This is a genomic window from Corynebacterium auris (genome assembly GCF_030408575.1).
Classification (GTDB): Bacteria; Actinomycetota; Actinomycetes; order Mycobacteriales; family Mycobacteriaceae; genus Corynebacterium; species Corynebacterium auris.
Map to the genome: position 1 here is coordinate 2369234 of NZ_CP047047.1, position 15995 is coordinate 2385228.

At 61.3% G+C, this 15995-nt stretch carries 10 protein-coding genes, 1 pseudogene and 1 CRISPR repeat array; of the genes and pseudogenes, 4 read left to right on the plus strand and 7 right to left on the minus strand.

Annotation, left to right across the window (positions count from 1 at the left end; all coding sequences use genetic code 11):
- Window positions 1-5: 5 nt before the first annotated feature.
- A complete protein-coding gene (locus CAURIS_RS11210) occupies window positions 6-4931 on the minus strand; it encodes a DEAD/DEAH box helicase (RefSeq protein WP_290342148.1) in 4926 nt (1641 codons plus the stop codon).
- A 586-nt stretch (window positions 4932-5517) separates the two neighbouring features.
- Between CAURIS_RS11210 and CAURIS_RS11215 the strand changes: the two are divergent.
- Window positions 5518-6056: pseudogene (locus CAURIS_RS11215) on the plus strand (transposase); the annotation flags it as partial.
- Window positions 6057-6075: 19 nt separating this feature from the next.
- Window positions 6076-7008: a CRISPR direct-repeat array (repeat unit 36 nt; unit sequence GCTGGGGATCTGTTCACAAACCCCCTGGTAGACTTC).
- A gap of 50 nt (window positions 7009-7058) precedes the next feature.
- On the opposite strand, the gene cas2 reads toward CAURIS_RS11215, so the two are convergent.
- From cas2 to CAURIS_RS11235, 4 genes are all read right to left on the minus strand, one after another.
- Window positions 7059-7445: a CRISPR-associated endonuclease Cas2 gene (cas2, locus tag CAURIS_RS11220; protein ID WP_353959239.1), complete on the minus strand. Its 387-nt coding sequence runs from the start codon at window positions 7443-7445 to the stop codon at window positions 7059-7061.
- The gene (gene cas1 / locus CAURIS_RS11225; protein WP_290342149.1) at window positions 7375-8283 is read right to left on the minus strand and encodes a type II CRISPR-associated endonuclease Cas1; all 909 of its coding nucleotides are present in this window, start codon (window positions 8281-8283) and stop codon (window positions 7375-7377) included. Before cas1 ends, cas2 begins: the two co-directional genes overlap by 71 nt.
- The gene (cas9, locus tag CAURIS_RS11230; RefSeq protein WP_290342150.1) at window positions 8284-11622 is read right to left on the minus strand and encodes a type II CRISPR RNA-guided endonuclease Cas9; all 3339 of its coding nucleotides are present in this window, start codon (window positions 11620-11622) and stop codon (window positions 8284-8286) included. It lies immediately after the preceding gene.
- A 191-nt stretch (window positions 11623-11813) separates the two neighbouring features.
- Window positions 11814-12041 (minus strand): hypothetical protein, encoded by a 228-nt coding sequence (locus CAURIS_RS11235; RefSeq protein WP_290342151.1) that lies wholly within the window; start codon window positions 12039-12041, stop codon window positions 11814-11816.
- A 159-nt stretch (window positions 12042-12200) separates the two neighbouring features.
- Between CAURIS_RS11235 and CAURIS_RS11240 the strand changes: the two genes are divergently transcribed.
- Together CAURIS_RS11240 and CAURIS_RS11245 are read left to right on the plus strand one after the other, a co-directional pair.
- Complete coding sequence (locus tag CAURIS_RS11240) at window positions 12201-12527, plus strand: hypothetical protein (protein WP_290342152.1); 327 nt, start codon at window positions 12201-12203, stop codon at window positions 12525-12527.
- Between the two features lie 116 nt (window positions 12528-12643).
- Complete coding sequence (locus CAURIS_RS11245) at window positions 12644-13579, plus strand: hypothetical protein (protein ID WP_290342153.1); 936 nt, start codon at window positions 12644-12646, stop codon at window positions 13577-13579.
- A gap of 16 nt (window positions 13580-13595) precedes the next feature.
- On the opposite strand, the gene CAURIS_RS11250 is transcribed toward CAURIS_RS11245, so the two are convergent.
- The gene (locus CAURIS_RS11250; protein ID WP_290342154.1) at window positions 13596-14579 is read right to left on the minus strand and encodes an NAD(P)-binding domain-containing protein; all 984 of its coding nucleotides are present in this window, start codon (window positions 14577-14579) and stop codon (window positions 13596-13598) included.
- Complete coding sequence (locus CAURIS_RS11255; RefSeq protein ID WP_290342155.1) at window positions 14572-14898, minus strand: ArsR/SmtB family transcription factor; 327 nt, start codon at window positions 14896-14898, stop codon at window positions 14572-14574. Before CAURIS_RS11255 ends, CAURIS_RS11250 begins: the two co-directional genes overlap by 8 nt.
- Window positions 14899-14935: 37 nt before the next feature.
- On the opposite strand from CAURIS_RS11255, the gene arsB reads away from it, so the two are divergent.
- Window positions 14936-15982 carry an ACR3 family arsenite efflux transporter gene (gene arsB, locus CAURIS_RS11260; RefSeq protein WP_290342156.1) on the plus strand — a complete coding sequence of 349 codons (1047 nt, stop codon included), beginning with the start codon at window positions 14936-14938 and terminating at the stop codon, window positions 15980-15982.
- The last annotated feature ends 13 nt before the right edge of the window (window positions 15983-15995 follow it).

The following is a 15995-nucleotide window of genomic DNA, read 5'->3' on the forward strand; positions in this document are numbered from 1 at the left end:
TCCCGCTAGTTGACACTCAACCCGTGAACAATCCGCACCGTTTCCATCGCAACGCGCGCGACCTTGCCGATCAAATCCACCATATACCGCGGGTTACCCACCTCGTCGGCCCAGTCGTTCGGATCGTTGACGATGCCGGACGCCTTGTCCTTCCTCACCTGGTAGCGGTCAATAATCCACGCCAGAGCGCTGCGCGAGCCCAGCATGTACTCGTCGGCTTCAGCGGGAATACCCGCGATGGTCACCTTCGGGTTGTAGATCAGCGTGGTCACGTCGTTGACGCTTGTGCCGGTCTCCGGGTCCTTGCGCTTAGCCCACCGCATCTTGGTCACGCGCCACGTCTCGCGGTCGGCCTCGGCACCCTTGACCTGGAGGTCCAGCGGCCACGGCTCGACGCCCTCGTACCCGACGTGCAGCTCCATCAGTTCCTTGCCCGCAGCCGCAAACGTGTCGAACTCCGCACGCGTTGCAGGCGTCTCGATGTGCGGCAGCATCTTCTTCAGATCCGCCGCGTACTTCGTGCGGTACGCGGGATCGTGCAGCTTGCCGTACACGAAGTGGAAGATGTCATCGCCCGTGATGTCCGTACCGAGCGCATCCCAGTAGATCCCCTTGATCTGCTCGGTGACGTTGTCCACGCGCACGTACCCGTCAACGACCTCACTAATCTCGCCGTAGATGCTCGTCTCCGAGCTGTGCTTTACGACGTCCCCCTCACCAAACAGGGAACCATCCTTCGCTTCGACCGGTGCCCACGTGAAGCGGGGGAAGAACTGGCCAGCGTTGCTTCCCCACATTGCCAGGTCGGGAATCAGCGTCGTCGCAAGAGCGGAAAAAGGCTTAGCGCTTCCCGGGTTGACAATGTAGAAACCGATGTTGCGGTGCGCCGGGGTCGGGAACATTGTTGGCAATTGGTACTGGCGATGATTTAGCTGATCATCGAAGAAGACGTGCTGCGTGCAAAACGGGCGATATAGGCTGCTTGCAAGAGTTCCACTATCTCGCAAGGGGATCCGCCGCTCCAATTGGCTCTGCAAACTCGACGACCACTTACTCGTGCTTGGGTCCGTAAATCGGGGATCTGCCTTAAGAAATTGCTGGGCGGTGTCCCCAGCTTTCATTTGACTGAGTGCTTCCGCGTAGGTCTCTTTTAGGGTTTTCACCTGTTTCAGTAGTTCTTTGCATGAAAAGGAGTAAACCCACGCATCTCGGTTGGTCTGTAACCCTGCTGAAAAGCTCTCGAAGAACGTCGTTGAGACACCCTTCTTCTCACCTATCACCGGCCACGTTGCAAATTCTTCCGAGCGCTGGTTGATCCAGTCGCCCTCACTGTTCGGGGTAATGTCCTGCCAGTCGATGCTCTCGATGCTGGACGCGGACACGATGCGGAGCTTTTCCTCGGCAGATAGGTAGTCGCCGATGTCCCGGTAGTGCAGCTGGAAGCCCGATTTCTCCGGGTCTTTGATGCCGATCGTGATGGCGATGGTGGTGCGTCCACCACCGCCAAACACATTGCCTGCTTCTTTACGGCGTTGTTCTCCCGCAGTGCGGGCATTACCCCGCAGGTTGAAGACGTACAGATCCGTGAAGTCCTCAGCCATCGAGAGACGAACTCCGTCGCCGGTGTTGCCGTCGATCCAGCCGCCGTTGGAGACGAACGCGACGACGCCTTGGCTGCCGATCCGGTCGGTGGCCCAGCGGAAGGCGCGGAGGTAGGAGTCGTAGAGCGAGTTCTTGTTCGTGGCTGTCGAGTGCGCAGCGTAGGTCTCCGCGATGCGCTTGTCCAGGCTCGGGTACTTCAGATTCGCGTTGAGGTCGTTGGCAGATTTCTGGCCGGCGGAGTAGGGCGGGTTGCCAATCACCACGTTGATCGGGGCCTGCTTCTGCCGCTCGATGGTGGCGTTATTCTCGCGGAAAATCTGCAGGTCGGGGATGTCGCCGTCCTCGTGGATCTGGAACGTATCGGCGAGCGCGATGTTGGAGAAGGGCACGTAGTCCGGTGCGGGTTCCCCGTTGCGGGTCGCTTCCTCCGCGAGCAGCGCGTTGTACGTCGTCTCGATGTTCACGGCCGAGACGTAGTAGGCCAGCAGCATGATCTCCGTGGCGAAGAGCTCGCTCGCGTACTTGCGGGCGATGTCCTCGGGGCGGATCAGACCGGACTGCAGCAGGCGCACCGTGAACGTGGAGGTTCCGGCGAAGGGGTCGAGGATGCACACGCCTTCGTCGCTAAGCCCCCTGCCGAAGTGCGTGCGGGAGAGGTCGTCGGCGGCGCGGAGGATGAAGTCCACGATCTCCACCGGGGTGTAGACGATGCCGAGGGACTCGGCCTGCTTCTTGAAGGCCTTCTGGAAGAAGCGCTCGTAGAGCTCCTTGATCACCTGCTGCTTGCCCGAGGCGCTGGAGACCTCCGAGGCGCGCACGCGCACCGATTCGTAGAACTTCTCCAGCGACTCCGTTTCGGTCTCCAGGTGCGCGGCCTCGAGGGCGTCGGTCATGCGCTGCATGACCTGGGCGACGGGGTTGTGCTGGGTGAAGGAGTGCCCCTCGAAGAGGGCGTCGAACACCGGGGCGGTAATCAGGTGCTGCGAGAGCATGCTGATCGCCTCGTCCTCGGTGATCGAGTCGTTGAGGTTCCCGCGCAGCCCCTCGACGAAGCGCGTGAACTCTGTGGTGAGCGCGGGGTTGGCGTCGTTAAGCAAAGCCTTGATGCGGGTGATGTGCGACTGCGCGATGGTTGCGACATCGTCGGCCCAGTCCTCCCAGTAGGTGCGCGTGCCCACCTTGTCCACGAGCTTGGTGTAGATCGCCTCCTGCCACTGCTCCAGCGAGAACAGCGCAACTTGCTTTGCGACGCCCTCATCCGGCGCCCTCTCAGCGGGCGCCGCGTCGCTGGCGTCGAGTTTCTTCTTCGGCGTATCCACATGGTCGGCGTCGATGGGCAGCGTCGTCGCGTCGCCCTCGTTGAGCGCGATGGAGTTGATCTTGGCGTTGAAGCGATCATCGTGGGCGCGCAGCGCGTTCAGGATCTGCCACACCACCTTGAACCGGGCGTTGTCGTTCAACGCCTGCGAAGGGCTGACCCCTGGGGGCACCGCGACCGGCAAAATGATGTAGCCGTAGTCCTTGCCCTCGGCCTTGCGCATCACGCGGCCCACGGACTGCACGACGTCCACCATGGAGTTGCGCGGGTTGAAGAAGATCACAGAATCCAGGCCAGGAACGTCCACGCCTTCGGAAAGGCAGCGCGCGTTGGTGAGCACACGCGATTCGGTGGCCGGGATGTCCGCCTCGAGCCAGGTGATCTTGTTGGAGCGCTCGAGGGCGTTCATCGTGCCGTCGACGTGCTGCGCGGAGACCGAGACGTCGACGTTGTGCAGGCTGGCCTCGCCGGGCTCGGCGTGCTGGCGCAGCATCTCCTGGTGCGCCGAGACGAGGGTGGGGAACGCATCGGCGATCTGCTGGGAATGCCTGATGTCCTTCGTAAAAGCGACGGTACGCTGCATCGGCGCCGCCCCGACCTCGAAGCCGTCCTTGCCGCCCTGCAGCTTGCCGGAACGCTTGGCCAGTGCGTTCCACGCGCCGATGATCGCGGAGGCGGTGGTGAGGTTGACCAGATCGTTGGGGGAGTGGGCGAGGGCTTCGGCGGCGACGTCCTCGTCGACCGTCATGACCAGCACCTTGTAGTCCGTCAACAGGCCCCGCTCCACGGCCTCGCCGAAGCCGAGGCGGTGGAACTCGGGGCCGTAGATGGATTCATCGTCCATCGAGGCGAGCTCCGCGGAGTGGTCGGCGGCCTTGCCCTTGACGGCGTCGTCGAAAAGCCTCGGCGTCGCCGTCATATAGAGGCGCTTGGTCGCCTCGATGTACGCCCCATCGTGGACACGCACGAAGTTCGAGGCGTCCTCGCCGGCCAGCGTCACACCGGTGGTGCGGTGAGCCTCATCGCAAATGACCAGGTCGAAGGCCTCCAGGCCCTCCTGCTGCGCGTCATGGACCGCGGGCAGGGACTGGTAGGTAGAAAAGACGACATGCAGGCCCTTCGCGTGCTTGCCGCTGGCGAAGATCTCCGCGAGCTTACCGCCACTGGTGGAGACGGGAACCTCAAGGTCATACGGGGCGATATCCTCCGCCGCCCGGCTGGCCTTCGTGTCCGAGCACACCGCGAAGCTGCGCATCTCCATCGTCGCTTGCGCCGTCCATTCGCGCAGCGTCTGCGACAACAACGCGATCGACGGCACGAGGAAGAGAACGCGTGCCTTCCCGCCGTTGTTCTCCGCCATCTGCTCCGCGAGGCGCAGCGCGGTGAACGTCTTACCCGTACCGCACGCCATGATCAGCTTGCCGCGGTCGTGTGCCTCAAACCCGCCCACAACGCTCTCGATCGCCTCGGCCTGGTGCTTGCGCGGCGTGAATGCCTCCTTGCGGGTCAGGTTGATCTGCATCTCGGAGCCGGGGAAGACCACATCCCAGTTCACCGGTGCCGCCGCAATGTCGGCCATGCCGATGCGGCTGGTCTCAATCACCTGGTTTGCCAGCGCCGTCTCCGCGTTCTTCGACCACTTGTCCGTCGTTGAAATGATGTAGCGGTGAGAGAAATGCTCGCGCCCCTTCTCCGTTTCGAAGGACTGCCCCGAGGCCTCAAAGAAGGAATCGATGTGCGCCTTTTGGATGCTCGTGTTCGGCTTGTAGAACTTTGCCTGGATAGCAACCCACGTGTCATCGTCCTTGCGGTGCGCCACAATGTCGATCCCCGTGTCCGCGAGGCCCCCGTTATAGCGCCAGTCTGCCCACCGGCACACCTCATCGAACTGCTCCGCCAGGGAGGGGGAGGTGCGGAAGAAATTGACCATCAACTTCTCAAAAGCAATCCCGTACTTAGCCTGCGGCTGGTTCTCGCGGAGCTGCTCAAGCACTTCTGCAAAAGACGACATAAAGATGATTATGTCCCATCGAGCGCGCGCGTTTAGGGTTGAGCGACATCTGCGGGGGCCGTCGAGGCCGAATCCGCGTGCCGTGCAGCAAACTTCTGGTTCGCAACCGCCGTTGTCCTGCGTGGATGCCTCGGCGACGTACAAAGCCTATCTACCGCCGAGGCGTTGCTCCCCTCCGTTGTTCGGCCGTGCTCAGGCGTCGCGCGGGCTTTCTCGTTGGCTGCGCCCTTTGTATCGTCATCCGAGCGAGACGGCGCAGCTCAGGGTCGACCCCGACAACCGCCGCGCTCGGGGCGCTGTGCAACCCCGGCCGAGCGCATCCCGTCTTTGTGGCGTTCGATTGCCGTGATCGCGCTGCGCCCGCGCCTGGCCAACGCGGCTGGGTTTACGGCGGCGTACTGATTCACACGCTTCACGCGCCTCACCGCTCCTCGCGCGCTGGGCGCATGACCACAAAGAATGAGCGGTTGTGTCCGTTGGCGTGGTGTATCTGTGACTGCCGGTGAGGGACCTGATGAATGTGGAGGCGGCCACCGCAGTACCTTTCGAATCAATTCTTACCTATCCTGGAAAGGAATAACCGCGAGTGGGCGCTGGACCCGATCATATCGACCCGACCGCCTACCTTGATGAGCTGCTCGCCCAAACATCCCCGGATCTGATGCGTCAGATGCTGCAGGACTTCATCAACCAGATCCTTCTCCACCCAAGCAGACAGCGTCTGCGGGGCTGACTACGCCACAGTCAGCGACACCCGCACCAACCACCGAAACGGCTACCGCCACCGCGACCTGGATACACGCGTGGGCACCATCGACGTGAGAATCCCGAAACTTCGCCACGGATCATTCTTCCCTTCACTGGCTGCTTCCGCGCCGCTTAAGAGCAGAACGCGCCCTGGCTACCGTCGTAGCTACCTGCTACCTCACAGGGGTCTCCACCCGCCGCATGAATGACCTTGTCGCCACCTGCGGGATCACCAACCTGTCGACATCGCAGGTGTCTGACATGGCCAAAGAACTCGACGTGATGGTCGACAACTTCCGCACCCGCCCGTTGGACACCGGCCCCTACTTCTTTCGTCTCGTGTGATGCGCTGACGAGTGACACGTGCGTGAAGGCGGGACCTGACCCCCAACGGGAAGCTGGGGATCTGTTCACAAACCCCCTGGTAGACTTCGAGTCGGTGTCCTGCACCGGTTCCACTAGCTGGGGATCTGTTCACAAACCCCCTGGTAGACTTCGAATCAACACGCCCCAACACCGGAGTCAGCTGGGGATCTGTTCACAAACCCCCTGGTAGACTTCGCGGTGGCGCTGCTCGTGTGGGTCGCAAGCTGGGGATCTGTTCACAAACCCCCTGGTAGACTTCCAGCCTGGCCGAACACTCGGCGACCATGGCTGGGGATCTGTTCACAAACCCCCTGGTAGACTTCTCACCTCCTTGCCGGGCTGGTTTCATTCTGCTGGGGATCTGTTCACAAACCCCCTGGTAGACTTCCGCGGTGAATGAATCCAGCCCAGTCACGGCTGGGGATCTGTTCACAAACCCCCTGGTAGACTTCCCAGACGGGAACCGGCGCTGGGTTCGCAGCTGGGGATCTGTTCACAAACCCCCTGGTAGACTTCTGGGCCGTCAACCCCGGCCCGAGGACGCGCTGGGGATCTGTTCACAAACCCCCTGGTAGACTTCCCCGCCTTGATTGATTCGTCCGGGGTGAGCTGGGGATCTGTTCACAAACCCCCTGGTAGACTTCACCGCAAACATCACACCCCGCTCATCCCGCTGGGGATCTGTTCACAAACCCCCTGGTAGACTTCACCAGGCGCGTTCAACGCTCACTAGCCAGCTGGGGATCTGTTCACAAACCCCCTGGTAGACTTCTCACCATCGGGCGTTCGCGCGACCGAGAGCTGGGGATCTGTTCACAAACCCCCTGGTAGACTTCCCGCCACCCTGGCCGTGCATGGCGATGTGCTGGGGATCTGTTCACAAACCCCCTGGTAGACTTCCTGCTCGCCGACTTCCACACCCCGCTTAGCTGGGGATCTGTTCACAAACCCCCTGGTAGACTTCCTAGACTCGGAAAAACCCGCGTCTAGCAGGTCGGTCAGGGGGTTTCCTCGTTAGAAAATTAGAAGTTGGTCCGGGGTTTTTTCTGAGGTCTGACGTGACCCGTTCCGGAATCTAAACGCCTCTGCCCATTGCTTGTCCGTTACGGGGACGATGCGCACTTCGCCATCGAGAGGCAATCTTGACTTGATCGTAGATGCCAATCTTGACAGATTGACCCCCAGCGGCATGTACCGAGTGTATACGCTGTATTGGACCATGCTGAAACCTTCGTCCAAGAGGAAATTTCGAAAATCTGATGCGCTTTTTCTTTGTGGTTTGGTCTTCACAGGGAGATCGAACATTACTAGGCACCACATGCCATCTTTCTTACCCGCCTTGGAGCTCAACAGTCCCGCTCCATTCAGGAACCGAAAGCCGCGGAATATCTCCCTCGACATACAGGCCAAATGACTGCGCTAGCCGAGTCAACGCGGTTGAAACCGTTGTGCCATCTTTGAGAAAAACTTGGCGAGAACAGGCCACAAGCGCCTTTTTGACCTCGGGATCATTCACCTCGCCGTCGAGAGGCAACGTGACAACAGCATAGTCCACCACAGGACGAAAAGGCTCAATCAAGTCGTCGACCAAATTGAAAGCATTCGATCTTCCATGATGAAAGACACCATTTGCCGGCCATAAACCGGCCTCAAACACGGACCTAATACAAAAGCCACGCAGCACCGTGTAGCCATAATTCAGACAGGCATTGAGGTTATCCCCGGATTTTCTTTGCCGTGTGAACGCCCCTTGAGGAGCAAAATGCTGCCAATGTAGTCTAGCCGCTTGCCCCTCCTTGTTATCCGGATCCCCCGAACGCACATCTTTGGCTAGTTGCAGAAGCCTTTTCTCGACAAGACCATTTCCCAATAGCCCGTGTACCCGTGCCTGCCCGCGAATTTTCGCTCTAATCAGTGCCGCCCACGCACTTTTTCGCCGGGGGAGACTCAATTCTGCCTGTGCAATTTGCCGGGCTCCTACCCGAGTGTGGTTGCTCCAGCTTTGCAGTGCCCCGACGGGGATTGATTTCCAGTCCGCGACCAATACCGGAATTCCCTCCGTGCTGAGCTTCAATAGTAACCCGGTGGCAATCTTCGATTTGCCACCTAGAGTTATCATCGCAACGTCACGCAGGTTGATGGCGTGTTCTTTATCTTTGGAATCCCTGACCACAATGTGACCACGCTTGTAGCAAAGCTCCCCTTCGAAGGCGGAGAAATCCAGAACACGCCAGGACATTTAACCAGCCACCTTCACCGACCTGGGTAGACCGGCCTCGGAGCCCAACCTGACCCGTCCATGCGCGTCTCTGCGAATAATGACCCCATTTCCCGGACCAAACACCCTGTTAACGGCAGGGCGCCAACCCGGGGAGTCAATTATCTTTCTCGAGTCTCCCGATACCTCGTTACCACCAAACTCAGTAGAGAACTGGGAAGGTTTTAATCGCAGTTTGCTATCACTGAAGAATCCTCTGACCCGCCAGCGCGTAACCTCGCCGAACTCTTCGATAAACGTAGCCACCTGGCCGGTCGCGATTTCAGCAGCATCCAGGAAAAGTTCATCCCCTACAACCAACCAGGTGACATATTCGGCGTTGCCGTCCCGGATTGCCTTTCTTAGCTTTGGTTCGGTTTGTCGCATGGACATGGTGTTTGGATGAAGCTCATACGTGAACAGATTCTCGTGCCGTGCCCGCAATAGATCCACGGTGTACACCCTCACCATCGCAAATGAGTCTGTCTTGCCCTTAATTCGGTAGAGCCTTGCATGGTGAAATGCGCTTCCCAATTCGACGTAACCACCACGGACTTTCATCGCCCCTGCTGATACAGGGAAAAACTCGATCGGGTCATTACCAGTGAATCTCGAACCATTCACCCGAATCTGCCGTTTTGGGTCAGCGGGCAAACCGGTCTTCCAATCAAAGTCTGGCTCACGAGTCAGTGCGGTCCAGAGAGCTGGTGTTGCCGCGCGATCGATAAGATTCACCGGAAGTTCATCCCCAAGCTTGATTGATTGCAGTGGATGAATAGTCTCCTCGTGAGCGAGACCATTGCCGAGTCGCAAACGGATGTTCTCGACAACCGGAATGCTGTCCTCGTCAATCGCCGCTTGAAGCATCGGGACAAGCCTCTTCATCCTTTGCTTCCATGCTCGATAGGCATTAATATCCGCAACGGTTCTGCCTTCAAAATCCTGCCACGCACCATAGGCCGGATCTGGGATGCGGTCGATGAACTGCTGCGCCCGCAGGGAATTGCGCTCGGTTAGAACCTGGGCAACCTTCCCCTGCATGAGAGCGATTACTGCAGCGTCAATCGCATGATGGCGCCTATCGAGGCGGTTCTTGCCGGTCTTTCCTCCGATGAGACGGAAAGAGTTATCGATCCCCGCGGCCCTGCGCGCGCTTGCAGTAACCTCCCCGCGGAATACCTGGACCTTGACTTCGCCACCCTCGTGCCGTACGGGAAAGCGACCATGAATACGATTATGAAGCTCGACAGCCATCCAGGACACCGCTTCCTTGCTTCTCGCGTCCAAGGCCTCGTCTTCAGATTCACGTCTAAGGCGCAGAATCACATCCTTCTGAAACCGCTTCATGTCCGATGCTTTCAATCCTGGATCCTGGGGCCACTGGTTTACACGTTCGATAGCCTTTTCCAGTGAGACGTCGGGGATGGACGTTCTCCTTGCCCACACCGCGAAAGGAAGCTTTCCCTTCTCACGATTGCATCGACCGCAAACCGCGAGTAGGTTATACCGAGCGTTCGTTGCCCCGACTCCTGCCCTTGGCACGATGTGGTCCAGTTCTGCCGACTTGAAGTCAATCAGGGAACCACAGTAGGCGCATTGTCCATTCTGGCGTTGAATTGACTGAAAGCGCATGAGCTCAGAGCGACGAACCTTGCCCTCCAAACCGAGAGTTGAGCGCATCCTTTCCATGGACTCCTGATTCCGGAGTGCTCGTTTATCTTGATCGCGCTCGATCTCACGTGCCGTCTTTTCGCTCTTGAACCCGTCACGAAGTGTCTCAATATTGATTGACTCTGGCTCTCCCCAGCGCGAAAGGGACATTTCGAGCCAGCGATTAACCCCCTTGAGAACGCGATCTACAGCAGGGTTTCCGGTTGGCTCGGCAATTGGGGACGCTTTTGGCTTCCAATCTTTGGCGACACCGAACACCGCCATTCGGGCGTCGCTGAGGTCTGCGACGTTGTTGAGCATATGCTCAGTCAGGTTAGCCAGAGTCTTCTCTGAGTAGGCGGATCGCCCGTCCGGCAGTCGCAAAGACTCGAGCTTTTCAAGTGATTCTTCTGAAAGTGTGCGTAACCGACTAGCTGCTTCAATAGCAGCAGGAGAGTCATCTTCAGGCGCATCAACATTTGAAAACTCTCTAACAAGCGCGTCTTTCGAGTCTTGACTAGCGGTCTTCCAAAACTCTCGAATCTCTTTGATCGTCGATGAGGCCATGGCGAGCTCAGTCTCGTTAATCGGTGGTGCCCCTGAAACTCGCTCTCCGTCGTCAGTACTGGTAGCGGTCCCCAACAGATGGCCCCTGTCGATTCCTAGAACCTCGGCGACGTCGACCCAAGTTGGTCGTGCAGGCGGAGATGGCGTGCGAAGAAAATCAAATGCGCGCTGTCTTTCTTCGACCGAGAGGGGGCGGATTGAGTTCTTAATCGCGCATCCGTGATCTCGGATGCGCACATTCGCAAGTAGCGAGATGATTCTGTATTCCTGGAACTCCCTGACCGCGCGCCAGGCCCTTGGTTGACTTGGATCTAATGCGTCCTTCCCAACCTGTTCCTTGGCTGAACCCTTCGGAGACTGAGCTGAGAAAACATGGTCTATAAGCTCGTTGATGAATCCGCGATCCATACCTTGTGCGAGCGAAAACGCGATGAGCTCGGTAGCAACGTCCTTCTGATGAAGTCGTGCAGTGAACAAGCCATTCTTGCCGCGTAATCGCTTGGTTCCGTCGGGTAGAGCCACGACCATCTGCGCAACAGTGAGGCCAGCGACGTTTGTTTCGGGTAGGAGCGTCTTGAACTGCTCTTTAATCTCCAACAAATTCGAGGATGGCTGCGCGGGAACGTAGAGCGATTTTGTTAGGGTATAAGGGTTCCGCCATCCACGGTGTCGGGCGATGTGCCTTACCGCGATGGCGAATTTTCTGCGCCTCTCTGCTTCGTCTTCAATAAAGTCTGTCGCCAACTCCGCGCGTGCTCTCCATGCCTGTCCACTCTCTGCCACGCCGAGATCTTCGATCGGGAACCCGTGGGCACGTAAGAAGTCATCTACCGCGGTAAGTCGCTTCTTGCGCCGACGGTACATTCTGCGAGTGCGCCGAGCCACCCCAGAGACTTTTTTTCGCGTCAGAGCGGTCTTATTCGAGTCTGGGTCCAAGCCACCATCGTGAATGAGTGACATTGCGTTAAGAATCTTGACTGGCATCCCGTGGTCATCGACTTCGATCGCCGCCATTCCAAGCGAGCGAGAGCCTACGTCGAAACCCACGCGGTACTTAATGGTGGAAGTGGAGTCACCCATCTTAAACCCTTTGATATAGATCAAGCTCCGCCCGAAGACAGAGCTTGATGGAGCAATCAATGCCGCTAACGTGGCGGCACTTACTGAGGATCTGTTCCTACAGACAATTTTAGGGGTTCGAGAATGTATGCGCAAGAGTTTGCCGGGAATTCCTTCATTACTTCGACCAAAACGGTTCAGGTCCGGACGGGTTGATATGAAGCGCTGCGATGCCCCTATTTGTCTAGCACCATGTCGTTCTGGCCGTAGGTGGTCACGACGCCGAGGTTTTCCCCCGTCTCCACGTCCGCACCGGTGATGACGAAGACGACGCCGGAGGTGAGGGCGGCGGCGCCGTCGGTGTGGGTCCCGCCGGTGGTCATCCAAGTCACGGCGATGGTGCTGCCGTCGCGCTGGCCCTCCCAGTCGCCGTAGCCGCCGACGAAGACGCCGGAGCCATGCACCGGCTCGTCCTCGGACCCGCGGAGATGTTGAGCAGCTCGGCCGTCAGGCGCACCGAGGTGCCGGGCTGGCGGTTCCTGAGGGTGAAGCCACTCTGCAGCGCGTCGACGCTTAAGCCGTGGGGGCGGCGGTAGCGCACGCGCACGCCGGCGTCCTCGAATGTGTACATTCTCGGCCTGCACGTGCCCGGCGCGCACCTTGTCCTCGGCGATCAGGGAGACCTGGCCGCGGGTGGCCACGTCCTGAAGAGTCGGGGTACCGAAGTCATCGACGGCGGTGTCCATCAGGATGGCGGTTTCGGTGTCGGGAATCTAGATAGCGACGCCTTCGAGGGTGGTGTTCCTGGTCACGCGAACGCCGCGCGCGCCGAAGTGGAGGGGGCGGCCGCGCAGCGTGGTACCCTCGGCGAGCTGGAGATCTCGCCGACGGCCTACTTTGGTTCCTGTGCATCTCGTGTGCCTGTGTTGTTTCGCGCATTGACCACGTAATCTTCCGTTTTGTGGGCGCCGCAACCTTTATTTCAATCCTCAGCGCCCCCGCCCCGCGCGGATACCAATCCCCAACCCCGCACCTCAGCCCCATATCACCTGGCATACTCACAATCATGTACACCCCAGCCCGGACGATCGTTCTGCCCGCTGCCGTGGCGGCCGCAGCGCTGACCCTTTCCGCATGCGCGGCGTCGACGGAACCTCCGCAGCCGCAGACGGTGACGCAGACAACGACGGTTGAACCGACCGTCGAGACGCACACGCCCACCCCTCACTCCACCTCCGCCGCGCCGGCCGCATCGGTGCGCTCCGTCGATGTCACGCAGTTACAGCAGGTGAGCCCGACACTGTTCGACGCAGACGGCTCTAAGATGTTCTCCTTCGTCAACGGCGGCGCAGCGAGCCAATGCGTTTTTTACGGCGTCGTGACGTGCTTCGGCACCCCCGACAACTCGGTACCCGACGTGGACGGCCGCCGGCCCGGGGCCGTTCAGATCTCGGCCGACGGCGTGGCGTACACCAACGCGGAAGGCATCCCACCCGCCACGGCCGAACTCAAGCCGGGGCAATGGGTGAATTTCGGCAGCGTTCAGTGCGCGAAGCCGGACAACGAGTCGCTGGTGTGCACCTCTGAGTCCGCCGCCTTCGAGATCGCGGGGGCGGATCATCGCATCGTGACCGAGGGCCCAGTGCTCAGCTCCCGGGAACTGACAGAGAAGGCCCTGGCGCAGCCGGGGATGGGGTACGAGACCGGCACGGACGTCCTCGTTCAGGGCCCAATAATGTGCGGCGCGATGGAGGGGCACCGCCTGGCGGACGTCGTCACGGGCGAAATCACGTGCGCGGAAGCCATGGACGTCCTCGACCGCTACGACGCGAGGAAGTTCGAAGAAGGTATGGGAAACACTATCTCGGTGTCGTTCGACGGGTGGAGTTGCTCGTCCCCGACGGCGGCGCGATCAGAGGAGCTCGGCGCGGCCACGGTGTGTTACAACAAGCAGCGCGGGATCGAGATCCGCGACCCGCTCGTGGGCGTGCCGGCCCAGTAGTCGGCCCTCCGCGCCCTCACTCCGGCGATGTTTCACGTGAAACATTGGCCACGCCCTGGGCCGCGCGCTTGGCAAAGGGCGCCACGCCGGTGATCGTCGCCGCACCCGGGCCGACCAAGTCGCCGTAGCCGACGAGGAAGAGGGGAATGGGGGCGTCGAGAAGCGAGCGCACCGGCTCAAGCGCCGGGCGGAAGCCCGTGCACCAGATGAGGTGATCGGCGTCGACCTCGTGGAGCGAGTCGAACATTGGCGTCGCGGTGAGGCGGCCGGAGTCGCGGGCCTCCCGGACCTGCGGAAGGGCAACGATGTCGCCCAGGTTCGAGTCCGCGCCGGGGTCGGGCTCGCCGCGCTGGATCGCCAGCACGCGCTGGCGGTTGCGGCGGAACAGGACGCGGCCGTCGACGTCGTCGGGCATCCACCGCGGCTCCTTCCGCGTGTACCACGTCACGTCGGCGACCTCGGTGAGCTCCGCGGCGATCTGCGCGCCCGAGTTCCCGCCCCCCACCACTGCGACGCGCGCGCCGCGGAAGGGCTCCGGGCCAGGGTAGTGCGCCGAGTGCCACTGCTCGCCGGCGAAGGTGCCGGGGTAGAAGGGCACGAAGGGCGCCGACCACGTGCCCGTCGCGGCGACGAGCGCGTCCGCCGTGTAAGCGCCCGCGGTGGTGTCCAGGCGAAACACCGCGCCGTCGTGGCCCACCCGGTCGACGTGCACGGGGCGCTTCACCGGCAGGTCGTAGCGCCTTTCGTACTCCGCCAGGTACTCCACGACGTGCTGCGCGGGCGGGAAACCGGGGTAGTGGGGCATGGGCCAGCCGGGCAGGTTGGAGAACTCGCTGGCGGAAAACAGCGTCATCGAGGGCCACACGTGGCGCCACGCGGCGCCGGGACCGTCTTGGTCGTCGAGGATGAGGAAGTCCACCCCGTACTTGCGCAGGTAGTAGGCGGTGGCCAGGGCGGACTGGCCGCCGCCGACGACGATCGCGGAGTGGTGCTCAGCCAACGGACAGCACCGTCTTCAAGTCCGCAAACAGCTCCGGGCGCACCGTGTGCACCACGCGGCGGCCCTCCGGGTGCCGGGCAAGAAAACCGGCCTCCGTGAGGCGCTTGAGGTGGTGCGACACCGTCGGCTGGCTCAGCTCCAACGCCTCCGCCAGCTCGCCGACCGTGGTGGACGGGCAGCCCTCGGCGGCGAGCAGGGAGATGATACGCAGGCGCACCGGCTCGCCCAGCACCTTGAACGCGGCGGCATGGCGGTCGGCGTCCGCGGGGGAGAGCGGCTCGGTGGTGAGGGGGCAGCACGGTGGGGCGTCGACAAGCATGCGTCGATTATATCGACCGTGGTCTATATTTAGGGTCATGCCGCTCCTGGACCGCTTCATTCCCCTCTGGATCCTGCTGGCCATGGCCGCCGGCCTGCTGCTCGGCCGCGCCGTGCCCGGGCTCGCGCCCTTCCTCGACTCCCTCACCGTCGGGGGCGTCTCCGTGCCCATCGCGATCGGCCTGCTCGTGATGATGTACCCGCCGCTGGCGAAGGTCCGCTACGACTCCACCCGCGAGGTCGCCACCGACGCCCGCCTCATGGGCGTCTCCCTCGTGCTCAACTGGGTCGTCGGGCCCGCCTTCATGTTCGCCCTCGCCTGGCTCTTCCTACCAGACCAGCCCGAGCTGCGCACCGGCCTCATCATCGTCGGCCTCGCGCGCTGCATCGCCATGGTCCTCGTCTGGACCGACATGGCCTGCGCCGACCGTGAGGCCACCGCCGTCCTGGTCACCCTCAACGCCGTCTTTCAGGTCCTCATGTTCGGCGTGCTCGGCTGGTTCTACCTCCAGGTGCTGCCCGCATGGCTCGGCTTGCCGACGGCCACCGCGGCCTTCTCCTTCACCGCCATCGTCACCTCGGTGCTCGTGTTCTTGGGCATCCCCCTCGCCCTGGGGGCACTCTCGCGCGTGGTGGGGGAGCGCGTGCGCGGGCGCGACTGGTACGAATCCACGTTCCTGCCCGCGATCTCCCCCCTCGCTCTCATCGGCCTGCTCTACACCGTCGTGCTGCTGTTCGCGCTGCAGGGCGAGCAGATCACCACCCAGCCCGGCGCAGTCGCACGGACGGCGCTGCCGCTGCTGTGCTACTTCATCGGCATGTTCTTCCTCTCTCTGCTCGTGTGCAGGGTGGCCAACTTCACCTACGAGCGCACGGCGGCCGTCTCGTTCACCGCCGCGGGCAACAACTTCGAGCTCGCGATCGCGGTGTCCATCGGCACCTTCGGCGCCACCTCCGGCGAAGCGCTCGCCGGGACGGTCGGCCCGATCATCGAAATCCCCGTGCTCGTCGGCCTCGTCTACGTCATGCTGTGGCTGCGGCCCCGCTGGGACGCCTCACCCCGCGCGCACGCGGTCCACAACTAAGCACCCGAAAGGA

Coding starts and splice junctions, on each gene's coding strand:
- cas2 (WP_353959239.1), bottom strand. CDS start 7,445: ATGTCGAGGGAGATATTCCGCGGCTTTCGGTTCCTGAATGGAGCGGGA.
- CAURIS_RS11245 (WP_290342153.1), top strand. CDS start 12,644: ATGTACACCCCAGCCCGGACGATCGTTCTGCCCGCTGCCGTGGCGGCC.
- CAURIS_RS11210 (WP_290342148.1), bottom strand. CDS start 4,931: ATGTCGTCTTTTGCAGAAGTGCTTGAGCAGCTCCGCGAGAACCAGCCG.
- CAURIS_RS11255 (WP_290342155.1), bottom strand. CDS start 14,898: ATGCTTGTCGACGCCCCACCGTGCTGCCCCCTCACCACCGAGCCGCTC.
- cas1 (WP_290342149.1), bottom strand. CDS start 8,283: ATGTCCTGGCGTGTTCTGGATTTCTCCGCCTTCGAAGGGGAGCTTTGC.
- arsB (WP_290342156.1), top strand. CDS start 14,936: ATGCCGCTCCTGGACCGCTTCATTCCCCTCTGGATCCTGCTGGCCATG.